Raw genomic sequence first — 20,838 nt, forward strand, 5'->3', positions numbered from 1 at the left:
GGTCCCAGGGTTTGTTCGCGCCGTTGCGAGGAGACGCTAACTCTATTTAAGCGTTGGCCTTGATCGCCGCTGCAAGGACGTCCAGTCCGTCGTTCAGCAGTTCGTCGGTGATCACGAGCGGCGGCAGGAGACGGATAACGTTGCCGTACGTGCCGCAGGTGAGGATGATGACGCCTTCCTTGAGGCAGGCGGCGGCAACAGCCTTGGTGAGCTCCGGGTTTGGTTCCTTGGAGCCGGCCTGGACCAGTTCGATGGCCAACATGGCGCCGCGGCCGCGGACGTCGCCGATCACGGCAGAGCCGGCACCGCCCAGCTCGGTCTGCAGCTCACGCAGGCGGGTGGTGGCCACCGCCTCGATATGGCGGGCGCGGCCGGCAAGGTCGTATTCCTCCATGGTGCCGATGGACGCCAGCGCGGCAGCACACGCCACCGGGTTGCCGCCGTAGGTGCCGCCCAGGCCGCCCGGGTGGACGGCGTCGAGCAGGTCTGCCCGGCCGGTGATGGCGGACAGCGGCATGCCGCCGGCGATACCCTTGGCGAGGGTCATGATGTCCGGGATGACGCCTTCGTGGTTGACGGCGAACCATTCGCCAGTGCGGCAGAAGCCGGACTGGACCTCGTCGGCGATGAAGACGATGCCCTTTTCCTTGGCCCACGCGGCCAGCGCGGGGAGGAAGCCCTCGGCCGGGACGATGAACCCGCCCTCGCCCTGGATGGGCTCGATGATGATCGCGGCTACCTGGTCCCCGCCGATCTGCTTCTCGATCATGGTGATGGCGCGCCTGGCGGCCTCGGCGCCGGTGATCTCCGGGTTTTCCTCGCGGTACGGGTAGCTCATGGGCATGCGGTAGACCTCGGGCGCAAACGGGCCGAAGTTGGTCTTGTAGGGCATGGCCTTGGCGGTCAGCGCCATGGTGAGGTTGGTGCGGCCGTGGTAGGCGTGGTCGAAAGCGACGACGGCGTCACGGCCGGTGGCCAGGCGCGCCACCTTGACGGCGTTCTCCACTGCCTCCGCGCCGGAGTTGAAGAGGACCGTGCGCTTTTCGTGGTCGCCCGGGGTGAGGCGGTTCAGCTGCTCGGCGACGGCGACGTAGCCTTCGTACGGGGTGACCATGAAGCAGGTGTGGGTGAAGTGCTCGACGGCTTCCTTTACGGCGCCGACGACGGCGGGATCGGACGCGCCGACGCTGGTCACGGCGATGCCTGAGCCGAGGTCGATGAAGGAGTTGCCGTCCACGTCGTGGATGATGCCGCCGTCGGCGTCTGCGACATAGACGGGGACGCCAGAGGCAACGCCGGCTGCAACCACGGCCTTGCGCCGCTCGGCCAGGGCGAGGGACTTGGGGCCCGGGAAGTCGGCCTGGACGCGCCGCTTCTGCTCAAGGCGGAAGGTGATGTCTGATGCGGTGGTGGTCATGGGGTTTCTTTCTTAGTTAGGGCGCCGGTAGGACTAGGAGAGTGGGTTATGCATCAAGTGCGCTCATGACGTGCTTGATGCGCGTGTAGTCTTCGACGCCGTACATGGAGAGGTCCTTGCCGTAGCCGGACTGTTTGAAGCCGCCGTGGGGCATTTCGGCGGTAAGCAGGATGTGGGTGTTGATCCAGACGGCGCCAAAGTCCAGGTCGCGGCTCAAGCGCATCGCGGTGCCGTGGTTGGACGTCCACACGCTGGAGGCGAGGGCGTAGTCGACGTCGTTGGCCAGCTCCACGGCTTCTGCCTCCGTGCTGAACTTCTGCACGGTGATAACGGGCCCGAAGGTTTCCTGCTGGACGATGTTGTCCGACTGCCTGGCGCCGGTGATGATGGTCGGTTCGAAGAAAAAGCCCTTCTCCCCTGCACGGTGTCCGCCGGTTTCGATCCGGCAGTGCGCGGGCAGGTTCTCCACCACCGAGGTGACCTGGTTGAAGTGGTTCACGTTGTTCAAGGGGCCAAAGTAGTTGTCTTCGTCGTTCTGCGAACCGGTGCGCAGGGTTCGGGTGTGCTCCACCATGGCGGCCACGACGTCGTCGTGCACGGAATCCTCCACCAGGACCCGGGTGATGGCGGTGCAGTCCTGGCCTGCGTTGAAGAAGGCGAACTCGGCGATCGCCGCGGCGCTCTTCTTGATGTCCGCGTCCTTGAAAACGATGGCAGGAGCCTTGCCGCCGAGCTCCAGGTGCGCGCGCTTGAGGCTCTTGGCAGCACCGGAGGCGACGGCAATGCCGGCACGCACGGAGCCGGTGATGGAAACGAGCCCCGGGACCTTGTGGTCCACCATCATGGCTCCGGTTCTGCCCGTGCCGAGCACCACGTTGAGCACGCCGGCGGGAAGGATGTCACCGGCAAGGCGGGCCAGGACCAGGGTGGATTCGGGGGTGGTGTCCGAGGGCTTCAGCACCACGGTGTTGCCGGCCGCGAGCGCGGGGCCGATCTTCCAGATGGCCATCAGGAACGGGTAGTTCCAGGGAGCAACCTGTGCCACCACGCCGATAGGCTCGCGGCGCACATAGGAGGTGTGGCCCTCGAAGTACTCGCCGGCGGACTTCCCTTCAAGGATGCGTGCGGCCCCTGCGAAGAAGCGCAACTGGTCAGCGCCGGTCGCGATTTCCTCCGAAGCGATCAGGGAACGGACCTGCCCGGTGTTGCGGTGCTGCGCCTCCACCAATTCTTCGCTGTTGGCCTCGATGGCGTCCGCGAGCTTAAGCAGCATCAGTTGCCGCTGTCCCGGGGTGACGTGCTTCCAGGTCTTGAAGGCTTCCTTGGCGGCTGCCATGGCCGCGTCAACGTCTTCCTGCACGGAGATGGGCGCGCGCGCCACAACGTCACCGTTGGTGGGGTTGACGATGTCCAGCGTGCCGGTTCCGGCAGGCGTAACGAACGTCCCGTTGATGAAGTTCTGCAAGGTCTGGACCACGGTGTGCAACCTCTTTCCTGGGGGCCACCCGCACCTGAGCGGTAATCAGGGCGGACGGATTTGACTGCCTTGAGCCTATGCCAGCACTCCTGCGCGGTGAATAGCCACCTGCACACCCTTTCTGCTGCTTGTTAGTGCGGTTGACTAGCGCCCGCTTATCCTTGGTTCATGGCCATTTCCCTCGCTGCCCTTCTGGGTGTCAAGTCCCTGAACCTGTCCAAAGCAGGGCTTGCCGAGACCACGTGGCACCAGGACATCAACTGGGTGGCAGTGACCGAGCTGGAGGACCCGCAGAGGTTCATCAACGGCGGGGAACTGATCCTCACCACCGGCCTGCGGCTGAAGTCCGCGCCGGAGCAGCGGCGCTTCGTGCGGCAGGTGCAGCGGGCCGGCGCCGTAGGTATCGGCTTCGGTGTGGGACTCTCGCATGAGGCCGTGCCGCCGGCACTGCTCGCGGAGGCGAACCGGTGGGGCCTGCCCGTGGTGGAAGTCCCCTACGCCACACCGTTCATCGCCATCGGCAAGCTGGTTGCTGACGCCCAGTCCGCGGACCACTACGCCAAACTTGAGCGCCTGATCGCCGGGCACCAGGTCCTGGCGCGCGCCCTGCTGACAGGCGGCGGCCTGGCCGAGCTCCTCAAGAACCTGGGTGGCATGCTGCGGGCGGACATTGCCCTCACCCAGTTCACTGCCCAGTTGTACAACAGCAGCAAGGACACTCCGCAGGCGGACACCTGGTCCTCGTACCCCATCCCAACTGGCCGGCGTGATGCCTGCACGCTGTGGGTGCACAAGCCTTTCGAGGACTCGGGCATCATCGGTTACGCCCAGAACCTGATCAGCGTGGAACTGAATAACATGGTCAAACAGCGCCAGTCCGAGCGCGCGCTGTGCGGGCAGGTGCTGGAGGACGTGATCCACGGGGCCCTGGAAACCAGTGAGGCCCAGCGCCGGCTCGCCGGCATCGGCGTGAACAGCACCCGCAAGAATGTTGTGCTGCTGGCAGTCTCCGCCGCCCACCACAAAGCCCTGTTGAGCACCTCAGTACCGCGGGAGCTGGAGAACGCCGTTGCCGCCGTCGTGGGCAAGGATCTCGTGCTGGTGATGAACGACGACGGCGGCACGGCGCCGTCTTTGGCGCGCAAGTTGAGTGACCACCTCGCTGAGGCGGGCATCCATGCGACGATCGGCATCGGCGGGGCGTACACCAAGCCCAACGGTCTGCGCTGGAGCTACTTTGAGGGGCGTGACGCCGCCAGCCACGGGTTGCCCGTAAACGAGCCGGAGCGGCTGAGCCTGACGTCCCTGCTGCTGGCAAGCGAAGACGTGCCGTTGGCCGACATGGCCCACGAGTCTCTCAACCCGCTCCGGACCTTCGACGCCGCCCACGGCGCCGAACTGATGACCACGCTTGAGAGCTACCTGAACAACAACGGTTCCGTGGCCGCGGTGGCCGAGGAACTCACCCTGCACCGGAACACCGTCAGGTACCGGCTGGCGCAGATCACCGAGCTCACCGGCTACGATCCCGCCGTCACCGCTGACCGGGTGCAGCTGTGGCTGGCGCTGGCAGTGGCCAGGCTGTCCGCCAGGCAGGGAAAGTAAGGAAACCCGACGTCGTCAGATGACCCGGGGCTTCAGCAGCCTCCGGGACTTCTTGCGGGCCTTGCGGTACTTGGCCTCGGCCGAATCCATCAATTCCGCCTGCCGGGTCCCGAGTGCGGCCAGTGCCTCAGCCGTGGTCCCCGACAGTTCCTGGCCTGTTTGGAGGGCCTGCAACAGGTTCCGTGCAATGACGGCGTCATGGTAGTCCCCCAGCATCTTTTGCTGCCGGTGTGCGGCCTTGGCCACTTTCCCGGCGCGTTTGCCCCGCACCAGCGCAGCGGATTCCGCAACGTGGCGGAGCCGTTTGGCGTCCTTGCGCGCCTGGTGGAGGGCATTTTCGTGGGCCGTTCCCCGCCTTGCATGGGCCGCGGCCTTGTGCGAGCGCCGCAGGCGGCGGGCCGACTTCTCCACCACCTTTGCGGCAACGGTCCGTCCTGAAGCAGCCGCCCGGGACAGCACCGGCGGCCGGTTGCAAAAACCTTCCAGGTCATCCAGCAATTTGAAATAGCGCTCCGACTGCAATGCCTCCTGAAGTTGGCGGTACCCGGCGTCGAAAGCTGCCCCGGCCTTGCGTTCGACCTGGGCCCTTGCCGCGTCGGCCCCCTCACCGGGCGGCAGCTCAGCGATGTGCGCCCGTAAGTGGTTCAGCAGGACTTCAGCGTCCCGGGGTTCGCCCAGCAGGCGGCCCAGCCAGTGGAGCTCGTCCCGGAGGCGCCGCACCGGGACGGCCCGGTAGAGCTTCCGGTAGGCGGCCAGCACCGAACGGATCCGCCGGGTCGCGGACCTCATGTCGTGGACGCCCTCGGGCTCCTCCAGCCGGACGGCGGCGTCCGCGGCGAAAATCTGGCCCAACTCCTCCCCTACATAGGCCGTGACGACGGAAGTGGCCGTGGCCTTCTTTCCCGTCCTGGGCGCGGCGGGGCTTTCCTTCTCCCCTGAGATGCTGCCAAGTGCCCGCGCGAGCTTGGAGGCATGGGCTGCGGGGCGGGCGCCGGCGGCAGCGAGGAGTGCACCGGCAGGGCCGAACAGCTCCGGTCCGCCGTCGACAAGTTCAAGTTCCCACTCCCGCCAGCGCTGCGGCTGTTCGTCCGCGGGCGGGTGCAGACGCGTCGCCGCCACCTGGTCGTCCGCTAAGTCCGCCAGGTGACCTCCGTCCTCCCCGTAGAGCGCGTGCGTGGTGCGCACTGTCTCCAGGCGGACAACCGGCACCAGTTGCGCGCCGCGGAGGTACGCCTGGACGTGGGCCAGCAGGATGTCGGGTACGACGTCGGGCTGGCCAAGCGGTGCATGCAGCTCCCTGCGCTGCTGGGGTTCCCCTTCGGATGCTGCGGCGGCTTCCGGCGGCAGCTTGAGGTGCCAGCCCGCATCCACTCCCCCGGTGCGGCGGCGGAGAGTGATGCGGCGGGATGACAGCGTGTGGCGGTCTGTATCGAAATAGACAGCTTCAAGATGGGCGGTGTGGGGGGTCCCCACCCGGGCAACGCCCGGCAGGCCTTTCAGCGCGGGTACTGCGGCGTCGTCGCCGACGTCGTACTTCTTTTCAATCTCAATCCCCTGGGAAGCCTTCACAGCTGTCCTTCCGCTTGGTCCTTCCTGCGGGCCGGAACTCTGCGTTCCGGAACCCCGCTGGAAGTCTATTGTGCAGATGCAATGCGAGGGGAGAGGTTGGCCACAGAACTGGAGACATCAAACGTCTAACCTTTAGCCTTGAACCATGCCCGCCGCTCCCCCCGCTCCTGCCGCCGCGCCCTCCAAGCCATTATCCAAGCCGCCGGCCGCACGCGTGCCTGCGCCTGCCGCGTCCACTGCCGGGGCCCAGGTCACCAGGCCGCGTTCGGCCGTCGTGTTCGGGGTTATTGCGCTGGTGCTGATCGGGCTGAATCTGCGGGCGGGCATCACCGGGGCGTCCGCGCTGCTGCATGACCTGCAGAATGTGCTGGGGTATGGGCCGCTGGTGGCAGCGTTCATCCCGTCGATCCCCACGCTGTGCTTCGCCCTGGCGGGGGCGGGCACGTCCTGGTTGACGGGCAGGCTGGGGGTGGAAAAGGCGATCCTGCTGTCCCTGGCCATGCTTGCGGGCGGCCTGCTGCTGCGCGGGATTCCCGCTACCGGGATGCTGGTGGCCGGAAGCGTTGTGGGAATGTCCGGGCTGGCGGTCTGCAACGTGGCCATGCCGTCCTTCATCCGGGAGCACTTCGCCCACCGGACCTCCCTTATGACGGCCCTGTATACGGTCACCATGACCACCGGGGCCACCGTCACCTCCGTTGCCGTCGTCCCCCTGGCGCAGGCCCTCGGATCCCCGTCCGCCGCCGTCGGGGCAATCGGCATCACCGCGGTGGCCGCATTCCTGGGCTTCCTCCCTGTTGCACTTCATGCGCACCGGCACAGCGGCCGCCCAGCGGAAAAGCACGTGTCGCCCTGGCCACTGCTGCAAACCCGGAAAGGGCTGCTGCTGACCGCAATTTTCGCGCTCCAATCCCTCATGGCTTACTCGCTGCTGAGCTGGCTTCCCTACATGCTCACCACCATGGGACTTGGCGCCTCCGGCAGCGGGCTGATGTTCGGACTGATGCAGCTGGTATCCGTTCCCGCGGGCATGCTGCTGATCGCCATCGGTTCCCGGCCCAGGATGTTGCGGCCGGCGTTCTACCTGGTCAGCATCACCATGGCGGCGGGCCTTGCCCTGCTCCTGGTCCTGCCCGTTGGCCTGGCCATCCTTCCGGTGATCCTGCTGGGTTTCGGACTGGGCATTTTCCCGCTGGTGATGGTGATGATCAGCCGCAGCGGTGCAAGCACAACCGAAACCACTGCGCTGTCCACGCTGGCCCAGTCCACCGGCTACCTGCTCGCCACTACCGGCCCGTTCGGGATGGGGCTCCTGCACAGCACCACGGGCGGCTGGACCCTCCCCCTCGCTTTGCTGCTGGGCCTGGCGGTGGTGCAGATTGTGGTGGCCCACCTGATCACGGGCGGCGCGATGACCCGAAGCGTTGCCGGCACCCAGGCCAAAAACCCCATCGGCATCCCTGCCGGCAGCACCGCGGCCACCGGGAAGTAGCACGCCATGGCCCTGAGCACTTCCCACCGCCCGCCGCTCGCCGACGAAGTCACGGCAAAGCTGCGGACCATGATCCAGTCCGGCGAGTGGCCCCTTAACCAGCGCATCCCGTCCGAGACGGGACTGATGGCTGACCTGGGCGTCTCACGCGGTACGCTCCGCGAGGCCATCAAGGCGCTTGCCCACAGCGGGATGCTGGAAGTCCGGCGTGGTGACGGCACCTATGTGCGCGCCACCAGCGAGATCTCCGGCGCCGCCCGCCGCATGTACCAGGACCACACAGAGGCCCACATCTTGGAGGTCCGGCGCGGACTGGACACGCAGGCTGCCAGGCTGGCGGCGCGGAACGCGACGGCGGACGACACCGCCTCCCTGCGAGCCCTCCTCGCGGACCGGAACGAGGCCTGGATCTCGGAGGACTTCGAGGCATGGGCGAGGGCTGACTGGGGCTTCCACGAGCGGGTGGCGCAGGCATCGGCAAATCCCCTGCTGCACGCGCTTTACGTCAGCTTCGGCGCCGTTGTCCACGGGGATCTGCTGAAACAACTCCGCCGGCCCGGATTCGACGGGCTCCAGCATGAAGGCCACGACCTTCTGCTGGCCGCCATCGAGCAGCGGGACGAAGACGCGGCAGTTGCAACGGTCAACGCCAACCTGAACTCATGCGCCGAGTGGTTGGCCGGATAATCTGTTCCTCGGGGTTTCGCCCCTCCTCAATCAGTCAGTAGGCTTACTATCTGAGACAGGTAGTAGGCCTGCGGCGCATACCCGCGCCCAGGCACCCGCCGATGATGAGGAGTCCCCCATGGCGCGAGCAATACGCGTGACCGACCAGGGGCCGGCCACGGACACCCCGCAGCCCGTGCCGGCGGCCGGGTCAGCACCGCAGCAACACACCCCCGCCCCCGCTGCACGGAAGAAGGAACCAAAGCCGGCCGGCGCGCTGTGGGCGGACGGGCTGGGCAGGGTGGGCATCCGTTCGGCGCAGGTCCTGCTGATCCTGACAGTCGCCGCGGTCTCCGTTTACGCGCTGCTGCAGATCAAGCTGCTCGTGATTCCGATCCTGATCGCGCTCATCCTGGCCGCCGCCATCGGCCCGTTCGTCAACATGCTCCGGCGCCGCGGGATGCGGGGCGGCCTGGCCACCGGCATCGCCTTCATTGGGCTGCTGTTGGTACTCGGCGGCGTCTCCACTGTGATTTACCACTCGGTGCGGAACCAGTGGGGCGAATTGGCGCAGCAGGCTGCATCAGGGCTGGATGAGCTCGAGCAGTTCCTGCTGACCGGCCCCATCCCCCTCGAACAGGCACAGTTGGACCAGGCCCGCGAGGGCATTATCCAGTTCGCCACCAGCAGCCAGGTCCGGTCGGGGGCTCTTACCGGGCTGTCCGTGGTCACCGAGTTCCTGGCAGGGGCAAGCCTGGTAATCATCATCCTGTTCTTCTTCCTGAAGGACGGCGCCAAAATCTGGAACTTCTTCCTCCGTCCCTTCAAGGGGGAACGCGAAGCCAAGCTGCGCCGGGTCGGCAGCCGCACCCTTGAGGTACTGGGCGGTTACGTCCGCGGTACGGCAATCGTTGCGCTGGTGGACACTGTAGCCATCGGGGCCGCGCTGTTGATCATGCAGGTTCCGCTGGCCATCCCCCTGGCCATCATCGTTTTCATTGGAGCCTTTGTCCCGCTGGTGGGCGCAACCGTGGCCGGCATTCTGGCCGCACTGGTGGCCCTGGTGGCCAATGGCCCCGTGGTTGCGCTGATCGTGGTGGCCGTGGTCATCGCCGTCAACCAGCTCGAGGGCGACCTGCTGCAGCCGATTGTGATGGGCAAGTCCCTGCAGCTTCACGCCCTGGTGATCCTGATGGCATTGACCGCCGGCACCATCCTGGCCGGCATCGTCGGCGCGGTGCTCTCCGTCCCGCTGGCCGCCGTTGCCTGGGCCATCATCCAGGTCTGGACGGCCGAGGATCCGAACATGGAGGACATGAACCCGGACCTTCCGCCGCCCAACAGCCAGCCAATCTAAAGCGCTCCGGGAACCTCTTGGCCCAATCACGACGACGGTCCGGCACCTGGGTGCCGGACCGTCGCTGCGTTTGCTGCGTCAGCGCCGCGGGAGTTAGCTGCGCAGTCCCTTGAACACGTTCTTGGGCCGCTGCATCTCGCCATGCTTGGCTCCAAGGATCACTACGAGTCCGGCGAAAGCGGGGATGACCCACTGCAGCATTTTGAGCTGCTGCTGCGCGGCCTGGAGTTCGTCGGAAGCGTCAGGCCGCGGCTCGGTGGCGCCTTCGGCGCCCTCCGCTGCGAGCTTTTCGACCTTCTTGCCAAGGATGCCGGAGTACAGGGTTACCGCTGCGCCAACCAGCGTCACGGCCGTCTTGATGACGGTGTCCCTTGCCACGCCGTCCTGCTGGGCGATGCGCTCCTTGTTCTCCAAGGCGATGGCGAGGTCCGCTACGAGGTGCGAGGCAAATGCTGCCGTCTGGAACGGCGCCCATTTCATCCAGCCGGCGCTGGAGAGCCGGGTGCGCTCAGCGGGGTCCTTGGCTTGCGCTGTTGCGCCGTTCAGGCCGATGGCCCCCATCAGGGACCCACCAAACCATGCTGCTGCCGTCAGGTCGTGAACTGACCGGGCAATGAGATTTCCTGCCATGATGTGCATTCCTAACGTTGAACTGGTTGAGATGCCGTGCCTGCGGACTTCACTTGCCGTGTCCCATCGAGGTCATGGTCCGCCTATGGTAAGCACACTTACTAATGTTACGAAAGCCCGTCTTGCCCATGCCGACCGCGTAATATCGTGCTCATGGGAACTACTGGGAGTTTGTTCGGCTGGGCCTTCGGAGACCCGGCCCGCGAAAATGAAGACAGCTACGTGGACGGGCTTCAACGCGAAGCATTCGGAAATGCGCAGGACACCGCCAAAGCCAAGGGCCTCGCTGTTGTCCCAGGCTCCGAGGTGTTCACCGTGTTGAGTGCGGACGATACCCTGGTGGAGCTGGACAACGCACCCGGAAAGCTCGTGGTGCGCTGCACCGTTCACGTGGAGGGACCCGGTGCGGAGAAGATCCGTGCCGAAGGGCCCATGAACGGCTGACCTGTGTCAGAGAGCGAATCCACCATCAGCCAGGCCGCGGATGCCGTTGAGGAGGCCTCCAACCACCCCGCCCTGGACGTTCTGGCCCGGACCGGGTTCGCCGTAATGGCCCTGCTGCATGTCATCATCGGAGCTATCGCCGTCGCCGTGGCTTTCGGCCAACCGGGGGAAGCGGAACCCACCGGAGCCATTGAGCAACTGGCCGCAAACCCGTGGGGCCCGGCAGTCATGTGGGCGTGCGTGCTGGCATGCATCGGCCTGGGGTTGTGGCAGGCGAGCGAAGCGACGCTGCGGGCCCGCCACCTGCCCCGCAAGGAACGCGTATCCAAGCTGATCTCCTCGGGCTTCCTGGCCGTCGCCTACACCAGTGTGGGCTTCAGTTTTGCCGGTTTTGCCGTGGGGATGCGGGGGGATTCCAGCGAGAGCACCCGGGACTTCAGCGCCTCGCTCATGGCTACGTCCTGGGGCCGGTGGGGGCTGGTGGCGCTGGGCCTGACCATCATCGGGATCGGCATTTACTTCGTGTTCAAGGGCGTCCGGCGGGGCTTCAAGGAGGAGCTGTTCCATTTTGACGGCACCCGGCGCGGCCGGCTCATCGACACCCTCGGCGTCACCGGCCATGTCTCAAAAGGCGCCGCCCTTGGCCTCACCGGCCTGCTCTTTGTCATTGCCGCTGCCAAGCACACCCCGGAGGAGTCCACCGGGTTGGACGGCGGCCTCAAAGCCCTCCGGGACCACCCCTTCGGCCCGTACCTGCTCGTGGTCATTGGGGCAGGGTTCATCGCCTACGGGATTTTCGCCCTGATCCGGTCGAGGTTCGGGCGCATGTAGTTCCACCTTTTGTGGGTAGGAAGGAAGCATGACGCATTTGTTGAGGGAGCAACCAGCCGGCGGCGGCGCGGCGCGGGACGTGGTGCCCGGTGCCACGGAGACGGCGGGCCGGGCTTTTGCTGCCCTGTTCCGGCTCCTGAAGGTGGCCCGCCCCGACCGGCCAATCCACCCCAAGGGCATCCGCCTGGATTGCGAACTTACCAGGACCGGCAACCCGGGCGAGCCGAGCGGCCTGGACTGGCTCGACGTTCCCGGGGAGGACCCCGTTGCAGCGCGGTTTTCGCGCTCGGCCGGGCTCCCCGAACGGCTTCCGGACGTCCTGGGGCTTGCGCTCCGGATTAACGACACCGCTGACGTCCTGTTTGCCTCCACCGGCTGGCAGGTGCCCGGAAGGTTCCTGCTCCAGCCCAAGCTCGACGTTCCCTCCGCCACCTTCACCACAATAATGCCTTACCAGGGCCGGAAGGGTCCGGTACTCCTGGGGCTCCGCACCGTAACCCTGCCGGCTGGATCCGTCACCGCCGGCGAGTGGGTGCTCGGGCTGTATTGGGCCAAGCCGGCCGGGCAGTGGCGGCAGTGCGGGGAACTGCGGCTGCGGGCGGCCCCGGAACAGGCTGACACGGCCCTCCGCTTCAACCCCATACGGAACGCACCGCCCGGCGCCGGGATATACGGGTGGACCCGCCGCCTGCGGGAGCGCTCCTACCGGACGGCGCAGCTGCCCGCTCCGCCCGCCGTCGCCCGATCTGCTCCTGCTCCCGCCGGAGAACGCACCAGCCCAGCCGCCCCAGGAAGGAAACCCATGTCCACCGTGTCCCAGTTGTTCAATACTCCTGCCGCCGATGTCTGGCGGGTCATCGCCGATGGCTGGCTGTACTCCGGCTGGGTTGTCGGCGCCTCCCGCATCCGTGCCGTGGATGACACCTGGCCGCAAACCGGTTCCCGCCTTCATCACTCAGTGGGCGCCTGGCCGCTGGTCATCAACGACAGCACCCGGGTGACCGCCGTCGACCCCGGAAAGTCCCTGGAACTGGTGGCGCGCGGCTGGCCCATGGGTGAGGCCAAGATAGTCATCACACTCCAGGACCAGGGCGGGCAATGCCTTGTGACCATCGCCGAGGACGCCATCCGCGGCCCCGGTCAGAAGGTGCCCAAAATCATGCGGGACCCGATGATCACGGTACGGAACCGTGAAACCCTCAAGCGCCTGGAGCTCATGGCTGTCGGCGGAGCAGGCAGGTAAGGGCGACGGGACAGCCCGTCCGTGCTTAAAGCAGGCGGTCCCTTCCCGCCACACCCATAAACGGGCGGGCGGAAAGGGACCGCGCAGTTCTTGTTTTTGCGTTAGACCTGCGCCGCGACGCCGTCGCGGGAGATGGCGACCATGTCCTCGCGCGGCACCACCTTGATACGCTCACGCTTGACTTCAACACCGTGTGAACCGCCGGCTTCCGTTGCTGCTGCCCCCAGCGCCAGCTCGTGCGCGTCCAGGGCAAGCCAGCCTTCCCAGCTGGTGAACTTCACGCCGCGGGCGTCCAGCAGGTCGACGACGGACTCCGCCTCCGGGACGGCGGCCACCGGCAGGTTTTCGCGGTCCTCCAGGAGGTAGGTGACGGTTTCGAGGGCATCGCCCTTGGTGTGGCCGATCAGGCCAACCGGTCCGCGCTTGATCCAGCCAGTGGCGTAGATACCCGGCACATGCTTGCCGTCAGCGTCAAGGACGCGGCCGCCGTCGTTCGGAACAACACCCTTCTTGTGGTCGAACTCAACCTCCGGCAGGGCCGAACCGAAGTATCCGATGGCGCGGTAGACGGCCTGGACCGGGTAGTCCACGAACTCGCCGGTGCCGCGGGCGTTGCCGGTGCCGTCCAGTTCAGTGCGCTCGAACTTGATGCCGGCAACCTTGCCCGGCGTCTCGGCGTCGTCGTAGATTTCCACCGGGCTGTGCAGGAAGTGCAGGTGCAGGCGGCGGGAGGCCTTCAGCTCGGAGAGGTCCTCGGGCTGCTCGGCGATCCAGTTGGTGAGCGTGCCCACCATGGTCTTGGTCTGGTTGTTGGACTGGATCTGGCGGTCGGATTCCTCGTCGAACTCAAAGTCCTCCGGGTACAGGATGATGTCCACGTCCTTGGAGTGGGACAGCTCGCGCAGCTCCAGCGGGGTGAACTTGACCTGGGCGGGACCGCGGCGGCCGAAGACGTGGACGTCCGTGACGGGCGAAGCCTTGAGGCCGGCGTAGACGTTGTCCGGAATTTCGGAGACCAGCAGGTCGTCGGCGTGCTTGGACAAGACGCGGGCCACGTCAAGGGCCACATTGCCGTTGCCGATGACAGCGATTTCCTTTGCCTCCAGCGGCCACTCGCGCGGCACGTCGGGGTGGCCGTCGTACCACGAGACGAAGTCCGCGCCGCCGTAGGAGCCGTCCAGCTCAATGCCGGGGATGTTCAGGTCCGCGTCCTTGACGGCACCGGTGGCGAAGATGACGGCGTCGTAGTGGGTGCGGAGATCCTCGATGGTGAGGTCGGTGCCGTAGTCCACGTTGCCGAAGAAGCGGATGTCGCCGCGGTCCAGCACCTTGTGCAGGGCGTTGACGATGCCCTTGATGCGGGGGTGGTCCGGGGCCACGCCGTAGCGGATCAGTCCGTAGGGTGCCGGGTAGCGGTCAAAGAGGTCAATGCTCACAGTCAGCTCGCCGCTTTTGACGGCTTCGCTCTTGGTGAGGATGTCCGCGGCGTAGACGCCGGCCGGGCCGGAGCCCACGACGGCGACGCGCAGCGGACGTTCGGCAGAACCTACGGTGGTGCTTGATGACACGGCTGTGTTCCTTTTGTTCGTTCCGGCCCAACCAGGTAGCACTAACTGTCGTTTTGAGGGCTCATAACGACAGTTACTGCTACCTGGTTGGGTTGTGGGCTAGGAGGTGAGGATTCGGGGCTTGGTGGTGCGGGGCTGGTTCGGCGTGATGGTGCTGTAGTCAGCGGTTTTGAAGTGCGACGGCGCGAAGGGACTGACGCGCACCACATCACCGATGACTATCACTGCGGGATTTGCGACTCCGGCGGCTTCGGCCTGGTCCGCGATGGAACCGAGGGTGCCGATGGTGACGCGCTGGTTCGGCAAATAGCCGTTTTCAACAATACCAACCGGGGTGTTGCCGGGCAGACCGGCTTTGCCCAGGGCGGACACCGATTCGCGCAGCTGGCCCACACCCATCAGCAGGACAACCGTGTGGTCCGGGCGGGCCGGTACTTCGGTGAGTTCTTCGTGCCCGGTCACCACGCTGAAGCCCTTGGCCAGGCCGCGGTGCGTGACCGGGATGCCGGCGGCGGCGGGAACGGAAATGGCGGACGTGACGCCGGAAACCACTTCAACCTCAACGCCGTGCTGCCGGCAGTACTCGGCTTCCTCGCCGCCGCGGCCCAGGACGTAGGGGTCGCCGCCTTTGAGCCGGACCACGCGGTGGCCGTTGCGGGCCTCCTCAACGAGGATCCGGTTGATGTCTGTCTGCGGGACGGGGTGGTGGCCGGGGGTCTTGCCCACCTCGATGATGCGGACGTCGGGCGCCAGTTCGTTCAGTAGTTCACGGGGGCCCAGGCGGTCAGCGACGACGACGTCGGCCTGGCCCAGGAGCCGGCGGCCGCGGACGGTAATGAGGCCGGTATCTCCGGGACCGCCACCGACGAGGGCGACACTTCCGGCGGACGCGCGGCGGCGGCGCAGCGGCAGGTCACCGGTTTCCAGGGCTGTGGCTACAGCATCGCGGACGGCCATGGCACGGCGTGGGTCGCCGCCGGCGTTCACGGCGATTTTGACGTCGTCCACTTCTGCCACGGCGGGAGTCCAGGCGGCGGAGGCTTCGTGGTCGGAGGCGTTGACGCACCAGATCCGCTGCGCCTCGGCGTCGGCGGAAACCCGGGCGTCCACCGCAGCGTCCCCGGTGGCCGTCTGAACGAACCAGACGCCGTCGACGTCGGAGGAAGAGTAGGTGCGCGGCTCCCAGGCGAGCAGGCCGGAGCGGGCCATTTCCTGGAGCGCGTCAGAGGCAACCGGAGCCACGACGGTGACCCGGGCACCGGCGTCGAGCAGACCCTTGGCGCGCCGGGCAGCCACGGGGCCGCCGCCCACCACCAGCACCGGGCGGCCGAGCAACCGCAACGCTGTGGGGTAAATATCCTGAATTGCCATGAATCAACGGTAGGGCCGCGTCACAATCGCCAACAAAGGCCGAGCAACACCAGTTCACGCAAGGTAACGCTGCGTCATACAAGGCCCTGCCGGGCCGTTCGGACTCCCCGCTCGCACGCTGTCACGCCACGGCTCCTGCCGGGCATGCACGGTTACGGCAGTTCGCGTGTGAGCGTGTCCTGGAGCAACCAGTTCGGCTCCCCGGGTGGACCCGTGCCGGTGAGATAGAGGCCCATGTGGTCGTTGTGGTACTGCCAGTAGCCGAAACTGAGATCGTTGTCCTCAAGGAGGGAGAGTACATCGGCCACCCACCGGTCTCCGCCCTTGCCTTCCATTTCGAAGGCCTGCCGTACCAGTCCGAACTCCATGACGGACATGGGGACGTTGTGGCGGGCGCCGAAGTCCAGGTGCTTTGCGAGCTCGTTGGCCAGGTACTCCTTGCCGAGCTCCACGAAACCGTTTCCTGCCGCACCCGGTGTTCCGGCGTAAACGTCCAGCTGCAGGCTGATGCGCGGGGCTGACCCGGCCAGGGCTGCGATGTCCTGCCCCCGCATGTAGCCCTGGATGCGGTATTTGTTGCCCGGTACCACTCTGAACAGGTGTGAATCGCTGCTCCAGCCTGCCGTGGCACCGGCGGCAACGTTGGTGATGGAGAGGCTGCCGTTGTCCTGGTACCCGGCAGCCTCCCGCGCAAACCCCGCCGGCGCTGCATCATCCCCGCCATACTGCCATTCGTGCCAGTCCCGCGTCCCGTCGCCGTCCAGCAGGTCCTCGGTGACTTTCCGGATTTCCGCTCCGTCCGGGCCATATTCGGTCACCGCGATGGCATCGAACCGGACGGTTCCCTTCATCCCGCCCTGTACCGTGACCAACGGCGCAGCGGCCATGGCCCGGTCGTTGTCGATGGGAATGACGCCGCTGTCATAGGGCGCCCAGTCCGATGTCCCGGGCGGCAGGGACGGAGTGGTGATCCGGTTTTCCGGAAGCAGGACCCTGTCGCCAGTTGAGATGACGACGTTTGGGTCCGGGTAGCGGCCCCCGTCCCTGAGCGGACCGCCGATCCATGAGGCGTACTGGTGGGTGTACTCCATGGGCTCGTAAAAATGGAAGTCGTACACCACGTTGTCATCGTCCACCAGGAAATGGGGGTCGATTCCGGTGGTTCCGTAATGCCCGTTGACGCCGTAGATTCCACCCACCACCAGCAGGTGGTTCCGGTCAACAGCACGCACCGCAGCCACCATGTCCCCTGCCAGCCGCTGCCACTGCTCGCCTGTAGCGTCAGCTGTCACCGGCTCGTTCAGCAGGTCGTAGGCGGCGATGGCCTTCTCATCCTTGTACCTCCCGGCGATGTCACGCCACAGGTCCAGGTTGCGCTGCTGCAGTTCCGGACTGGACCAGAGGTCGAAGCTCACCGCATCACTGGCGCGGTCCAGCCAGAAGCCCCCGATGGGGGTATGGAGGTCCAGGACCAGGCGCATGTCATGCTCCTTCGCCCACGCCACGTTCCGGTCCAGCCACTGGAAGAAGAAGTCCGGCGAATCCACGTACCAGTCTCCGTCAAAGGCGAAGCGGACGCTGTTGAATCCCATTTCCCTGGCCCGCGCAAAGTCGGCTGCCGAGTGGTGCTGGGAGTCCAGGAGCTCATTTCCCTTGAGGTTCCGGTGGTAGAAGTTCGAGAAGTTTACGGCTTTGAGCCTGGTGGGTTCACCGTTGACGAACAGGCCACGGCCGTACGCTGTGACAAACTCGGAGTCCGGCTTCCGGTCTGCGCCGCTGTTGAGGAACACGGTGCATCCCGCCACGATCAGCACAGGAACGGCAACCAGCAGGACCACCAACCACCGCGCCTGCACCCAGGGTTTGCCTGCGCCGCCCAAAATGCGGCGCCACCCATGGGACGGCTCGGAAGTACCGGTACCGGGCACCGCTGTCTCCCCTCGGTCGACGCTTGAAAGCCCAGCTTATTCGCAGCGGTATCAGCTGCCCAGAGAAACGGTAATGCCCGACGGCGGAAGTCGCCGTCGGGCATTACCGCAGGTTTTGTCCGGGCCGCCGCCGCCCGGTCAGCGGGTGCTGCCGGCCAGCAGGCCGCGGCTGCGCAGGAGGCGCTTTTCTATCGGGGCGAACACCAGCAGTTCGATCAGGATGCCGACGGCGAGGATGAGCAGGATTGCCGCCATGACCACGGACATGTCGGACAGTTGCCGGCCCTGGTCCAGCAGTGAGCCCAGGCCGAAGCCGATGGTGCCGCCGACCGCGATGATTTCCGCGGCCATGAGCGAACGCCAGGAAAATGCCCAACCCTGCTTAAGTCCGCTGAGGTACCCGGGAAGCGCTGCGGGGAGGATGATCTGCAGTGACATCTGGAGCCGGGAAGCACCGAGGACGGTGCCCACGCTGCGATACTGCGGCGGAATCTGGTCGACTCCGGAGATAAGCCCGTTGATGATGGACGGGATGGCGCCCATGAAGATCACAAAGTACACGGTGGCGTCGGTCAGGCCGAACCAGATGATGGCTGCCGGTACCCAGGCCACGGACGGCAGCACCTGCAGGCCGGAGATCAGCGGACCGAAGGCGCGGCGGAGCGGAGCCACCTGGGCCAGCAGCAAACCCACGGGAGTCGCGATGGCCACGCTGATGACGAAGCCGACCAGTCCCCGCTGCATGGAGGTCCACAGGGATTCCTGCAGTTTGCCCTCGTTCCAGAGGACACCCATCTGGGCCACCACGTCCAGTGGACCGGGCACCAGGTCCCGGCGCTTGACCCCGAGCGAGACGTAGAACTGCCAGATCAGGACCAGGGCAACCAGGGCGGCGATCGGCAGGAGCACCCGGCTCCAGTCGATCCGATGTTTACGGTCGGCGTCGGACTGCAGGGAGTCCAGCCCGGACTCCAGCTCCCGCAGGTCTTCGTTCCCGGTCGATGTCCTCGTCAAAGCAGCATGGACGTGCCGGGCGGGTACAGCGCCGGATGCCGCCCAGGGAGTGGCATCGGGCCTGTCGGAGCCGGACGCTTCGTCCGAAGGACGAAAGCCGTCCGGCGAAGGGGCGGGGGCGGCATCCGGCGCGGAACTGGAAAGGGACTTACTTGGCATGGCGGCGAATCTCCTCACGCAGCCGGGCCGTAATGACTCCGGTCAGCTGGCCGGCAAGCCCGGCGTCGGTTCGATGTTCCTCGGTGACGGCCCATTCCTGGACAACGCGGCCGGGACGGGAGGACAGCAGCAGTACCCGCTGGCCCAGGCGCACGGCCTCGCGGACGTTGTGGGTCACGAAGACAATGGTGCGCCCGGTTTCCTTCCAGATGCGCTCCAGTTCATCGTGCAGCAGGTCGCGCGTGATGGCGTCGAGGGCAGCGAAGGGCTCGTCCATGAGGAGCAGCTGCCGGTCCTGCGCGAGCGACCGGGCCAGGGACACCCGCTGGCGCATGCCGCCGGACAGTTCGTGCGGGCGCTTGTCCCCCGCGGCGCCGAGGTGCACCAGTTCGAGGAGCTCCTGGGCCTTGGCCTTGCGTTCGGCTTTGCCCACGCCGCGGAGCTTGAGGGCCAGTTCGATGTTCTCCCGGGCGGTGAGCCAGGGGAACAGCGCGGCGTCCTGGAACATAAAGGCGGCGCCGTCACTGGGAACTTCGAGGGCGCCCGATGACGGGGCCTCCAGTCCGGCCATGATGTTCAGCAGGGTGGACTTGCCGCAGCCGGAGGCACCGAGGAGGGCAACGAACTCGCCCTTGCCGATGTTGGCGTTGACGTCGTCCAGTACCGGGGCGCCATCGCCGAAGCTCTTGCCCAGGTGTTCCAGTACGACTGGCATGGTGCCGTCCTTAGGTAGTTACGGAAGTGAGGGTGTCAGTCCTGGCCGAGGCCGGCTGCTGAAACAGGTGCGGTGGCGCCGCTGGTGGCGGTGACTTCGTTGAGCGGACGGAGGTCGAACAACCCGTTGATGTCCGCCTGCCTGGTGGTTCCGGCCGCCACCCCGTCCTCCAGCAGCCGGGGGTAGCTTCCGGCCAGCGGGTCAAGGGTGAACGTGATGTTGGCCAGTGACCGTGCGAGGACGTCCCCGGCCAGGGCTGCTCCGGCAGATTCCTGCAGGGCCGCGTTGATGACGCTTGCCTTTTGGGCGGCAGGAGCCTCGTTCAACCAGGCCACCGACTTCGCATGGCCGGCCAGGAGGGCCTTCACCGTGTCCGGGTGGTCAGCGGCGAACTTCTGGTTCACGATCAGGACCGTTGTGGGGAACTCTCCCGGTTTGCCGGTGCCGCTTCCGTCCCACAGGTCCTTTTCATCCACCAGTACCTTTGCGCCGGCCTGGAGCACCAGCCGGGACGCCCACGGCTCGGGCAACCACGCGCCGTCGAGCTTTCCGTCCTGGAACAGCTTCAGCGTCTGGGCGTTCTCGGTGGGGTTGATGGCGACGTCGCCGCTGCCGTCAACGTTGGTTTTGTAGCCCTGGTCTGAAAGCCAGGCGCGGAGGGCAACGTCCTGCGTGCCGCCAAGCTGGGGCGAGGCGAGCGTTTTGCCCTTGAGGTCCGCAGCGGACTCGATGCCCGGCCTGACCACCAGTTGGGCGCCGCCGGCAGCAGCGCCGGCCACGATCCGGACTGACTCACCCTGGCTTTTGACGAAGGAGTTGATGGCCGGGTTGGGGCCAATGTAGGCGGCGTCAATGGCGCCTGCATTTAAGGCTTCGATGGCCGCGGGTCCGGCGTTGAAAGTTTCAGTGCTGAGGGCAGTATCACCGAGGGCGCCTGCCAGGAAGCCTTGGCTGATGCCCACAAGAGCGGGGGCGTGGGTCACGTTCCCGAAGTAGCCCAGCTTCAAGTCGGCGGCGGGTGTGGGCTCGACTGCCCGGGCCTCAGTGTTACGCGAGACAGTGGAGGCAACCACAGCGCCCACCACGATCAGCAGGACCAGCCCGACAGCCAGGGCCGCCTCGATGGCACGGCTGCGCTTGGGAACCGCGCTTTCGCCTGCCACGATGCGGGTCATCCCGGGCTTGGAACTAGTCATTGTTTCACCATAGGGAGTGGCATAAGGCCGTTCAATGAAGCGGAAACGGGGGGTCACGCGGGTTCATCTAGCGTCATAATTGACGGTCGGCGGTCCCACCACTTGGAAGCGCCGGCTTTCCCGCAATGGGAAAGACGAGTACTCCCTACTCGTGCC

General features: G+C 66.3%; 17 protein-coding genes. 7 read left to right on the top strand and 10 right to left on the bottom strand.

Going from position 1 to position 20,838, the window contains the following annotated elements:
• Positions 1 to 46 precede the first annotated feature (46 nt).
• Together gabT and AC5RT4_RS06205 are read right to left on the bottom strand one after the other, a co-directional pair.
• Entirely contained in the window at positions 47 to 1,417 is a 1,371-nt protein-coding gene (gene gabT, locus AC5RT4_RS06200; protein ID WP_494105179.1) for a 4-aminobutyrate--2-oxoglutarate transaminase, read from the bottom strand.
• 46 nt (positions 1,418 to 1,463) lie between these two features.
• Positions 1,464 to 2,894 (bottom strand): gamma-aminobutyraldehyde dehydrogenase, encoded by a 1,431-nt coding sequence (locus tag AC5RT4_RS06205; protein ID WP_494105180.1) that lies wholly within the window; start codon positions 2,892 to 2,894, stop codon positions 1,464 to 1,466.
• Positions 2,895 to 3,062: 168 nt separating this feature from the next.
• Here AC5RT4_RS06205 and AC5RT4_RS06210 point away from each other — a divergent pair, with 168 nt between their 5' ends.
• On the top strand, positions 3,063 to 4,499 hold the full coding sequence (locus AC5RT4_RS06210; RefSeq protein ID WP_494041713.1) for a PucR family transcriptional regulator: 1,437 nt from the start codon (positions 3,063 to 3,065) through the stop codon (positions 4,497 to 4,499).
• A gap of 15 nt (positions 4,500 to 4,514) precedes the next feature.
• On the opposite strand, the gene AC5RT4_RS06215 is transcribed toward AC5RT4_RS06210, so the two are convergent.
• The gene (locus AC5RT4_RS06215; protein WP_494105181.1) at positions 4,515 to 6,068 is read right to left on the bottom strand and encodes a CYTH and CHAD domain-containing protein; all 1,554 of its coding nucleotides are present in this window, start codon (positions 6,066 to 6,068) and stop codon (positions 4,515 to 4,517) included.
• 145 nt (positions 6,069 to 6,213) lie between these two features.
• Between AC5RT4_RS06215 and AC5RT4_RS06220 the strand changes: the two genes are divergently transcribed.
• The 3 genes from AC5RT4_RS06220 (at position 6,214) to AC5RT4_RS06230 (ending at position 9,583) form a co-directional block, all read left to right on the top strand.
• Positions 6,214 to 7,560: an MFS transporter gene (locus AC5RT4_RS06220; protein ID WP_494105182.1), complete on the top strand. Its 1,347-nt coding sequence runs from the start codon at positions 6,214 to 6,216 to the stop codon at positions 7,558 to 7,560.
• A 6-nt stretch (positions 7,561 to 7,566) separates the two neighbouring features.
• Entirely contained in the window at positions 7,567 to 8,247 is a 681-nt protein-coding gene (locus tag AC5RT4_RS06225) for a FadR/GntR family transcriptional regulator (RefSeq protein ID WP_494041710.1), read from the top strand.
• A 118-nt stretch (positions 8,248 to 8,365) separates the two neighbouring features.
• On the top strand, positions 8,366 to 9,583 hold the full coding sequence (locus AC5RT4_RS06230) for an AI-2E family transporter (RefSeq protein WP_494041709.1): 1,218 nt from the start codon (positions 8,366 to 8,368) through the stop codon (positions 9,581 to 9,583).
• A gap of 93 nt (positions 9,584 to 9,676) precedes the next feature.
• Here AC5RT4_RS06230 and AC5RT4_RS06235 read toward each other — a convergent pair whose 3' ends face one another.
• Positions 9,677 to 10,213 carry a hypothetical protein gene (locus tag AC5RT4_RS06235; RefSeq protein WP_494041708.1) on the bottom strand — a complete coding sequence of 179 codons (537 nt, stop codon included), beginning with the start codon at positions 10,211 to 10,213 and terminating at the stop codon, positions 9,677 to 9,679.
• A gap of 153 nt (positions 10,214 to 10,366) precedes the next feature.
• Here AC5RT4_RS06235 and AC5RT4_RS06240 point away from each other — a divergent pair, with 153 nt between their 5' ends.
• The 3 genes from AC5RT4_RS06240 to AC5RT4_RS06250 are packed head-to-tail and all read left to right on the top strand — an operon-like array spanning position 10,367 to position 12,731.
• Positions 10,367 to 10,657: a hypothetical protein gene (locus tag AC5RT4_RS06240; RefSeq protein WP_494041707.1), complete on the top strand. Its 291-nt coding sequence runs from the start codon at positions 10,367 to 10,369 to the stop codon at positions 10,655 to 10,657.
• A gap of 3 nt (positions 10,658 to 10,660) precedes the next feature.
• Positions 10,661 to 11,488, top strand: a complete 828-nt coding sequence (locus tag AC5RT4_RS06245; protein ID WP_494041706.1) for a DUF1206 domain-containing protein — start codon at positions 10,661 to 10,663, stop codon at positions 11,486 to 11,488.
• Between the two features lie 28 nt (positions 11,489 to 11,516).
• Entirely contained in the window at positions 11,517 to 12,731 is a 1,215-nt protein-coding gene (locus AC5RT4_RS06250) for an SRPBCC family protein (protein ID WP_494041705.1), read from the top strand.
• A 101-nt stretch (positions 12,732 to 12,832) separates the two neighbouring features.
• Here the strand turns inward: AC5RT4_RS06250 and AC5RT4_RS06255 are convergent, their stop codons facing one another.
• The 6 genes from AC5RT4_RS06255 to AC5RT4_RS06280 all read right to left on the bottom strand — a co-directional run bounded on the left by AC5RT4_RS06255 (position 12,833) and on the right by AC5RT4_RS06280 (position 20,661).
• Positions 12,833 to 14,299 carry an FAD-dependent oxidoreductase gene (locus AC5RT4_RS06255; RefSeq protein WP_494041704.1) on the bottom strand — a complete coding sequence of 489 codons (1,467 nt, stop codon included), beginning with the start codon at positions 14,297 to 14,299 and terminating at the stop codon, positions 12,833 to 12,835.
• Positions 14,300 to 14,398: 99 nt separating this feature from the next.
• Entirely contained in the window at positions 14,399 to 15,670 is a 1,272-nt protein-coding gene (cobA, locus tag AC5RT4_RS06260; RefSeq protein ID WP_494041703.1) for a uroporphyrinogen-III C-methyltransferase, read from the bottom strand.
• A 152-nt stretch (positions 15,671 to 15,822) separates the two neighbouring features.
• Positions 15,823 to 17,598 carry a glycoside hydrolase family 5 protein gene (locus AC5RT4_RS06265; RefSeq protein ID WP_494105183.1) on the bottom strand — a complete coding sequence of 592 codons (1,776 nt, stop codon included), beginning with the start codon at positions 17,596 to 17,598 and terminating at the stop codon, positions 15,823 to 15,825.
• Positions 17,599 to 17,736: 138 nt separating this feature from the next.
• Positions 17,737 to 18,771 (bottom strand): ABC transporter permease, encoded by a 1,035-nt coding sequence (locus AC5RT4_RS06270; protein ID WP_494105184.1) that lies wholly within the window; start codon positions 18,769 to 18,771, stop codon positions 17,737 to 17,739.
• Positions 18,761 to 19,486 carry an ABC transporter ATP-binding protein gene (locus AC5RT4_RS06275; RefSeq protein ID WP_494041700.1) on the bottom strand — a complete coding sequence of 242 codons (726 nt, stop codon included), beginning with the start codon at positions 19,484 to 19,486 and terminating at the stop codon, positions 18,761 to 18,763. The genes AC5RT4_RS06270 and AC5RT4_RS06275 overlap by 11 nt, the downstream gene beginning before the upstream one ends.
• A gap of 35 nt (positions 19,487 to 19,521) precedes the next feature.
• Positions 19,522 to 20,661, bottom strand: coding sequence for an ABC transporter substrate-binding protein (locus tag AC5RT4_RS06280; RefSeq protein ID WP_494105378.1), 1,140 nt, complete (start codon positions 20,659 to 20,661; stop codon positions 19,522 to 19,524).
• Positions 20,662 to 20,838: the final 177 nt, after the last annotated feature.

This window comes from Arthrobacter sp. sptzw42 (assembly GCF_059089685.1).

Excerpts from the sequence above, each read along its gene's own strand:
- AC5RT4_RS06250 (WP_494041705.1), top strand. The coding sequence starts at position 11,517 with ATGACGCATTTGTTGAGGGAGCAACCAGCCGGCGGCGGCGCGGCGCGG.
- AC5RT4_RS06280 (WP_494105378.1), bottom strand. The coding sequence starts at position 20,661 with ATGACCCGCATCGTGGCAGGCGAAAGCGCGGTTCCCAAGCGCAGCCGT.
- AC5RT4_RS06220 (WP_494105182.1), top strand. The coding sequence starts at position 6,214 with ATGCCCGCCGCTCCCCCCGCTCCTGCCGCCGCGCCCTCCAAGCCATTA.
- AC5RT4_RS06270 (WP_494105184.1), bottom strand. The coding sequence starts at position 18,771 with ATGCCAAGTAAGTCCCTTTCCAGTTCCGCGCCGGATGCCGCCCCCGCC.
- AC5RT4_RS06235 (WP_494041708.1), bottom strand. The coding sequence starts at position 10,213 with ATGGCAGGAAATCTCATTGCCCGGTCAGTTCACGACCTGACGGCAGCA.
- gabT (WP_494105179.1), bottom strand. The coding sequence starts at position 1,417 with ATGACCACCACCGCATCAGACATCACCTTCCGCCTTGAGCAGAAGCGG.
- AC5RT4_RS06240 (WP_494041707.1), top strand. The coding sequence starts at position 10,367 with ATGGGAACTACTGGGAGTTTGTTCGGCTGGGCCTTCGGAGACCCGGCC.
- AC5RT4_RS06275 (WP_494041700.1), bottom strand. The coding sequence starts at position 19,486 with ATGCCAGTCGTACTGGAACACCTGGGCAAGAGCTTCGGCGATGGCGCC.
- AC5RT4_RS06225 (WP_494041710.1), top strand. The coding sequence starts at position 7,567 with ATGGCCCTGAGCACTTCCCACCGCCCGCCGCTCGCCGACGAAGTCACG.
- AC5RT4_RS06230 (WP_494041709.1), top strand. The coding sequence starts at position 8,366 with ATGGCGCGAGCAATACGCGTGACCGACCAGGGGCCGGCCACGGACACC.
- AC5RT4_RS06210 (WP_494041713.1), top strand. The coding sequence starts at position 3,063 with ATGGCCATTTCCCTCGCTGCCCTTCTGGGTGTCAAGTCCCTGAACCTG.
- cobA (WP_494041703.1), bottom strand. The coding sequence starts at position 15,670 with ATGGCAATTCAGGATATTTACCCCACAGCGTTGCGGTTGCTCGGCCGC.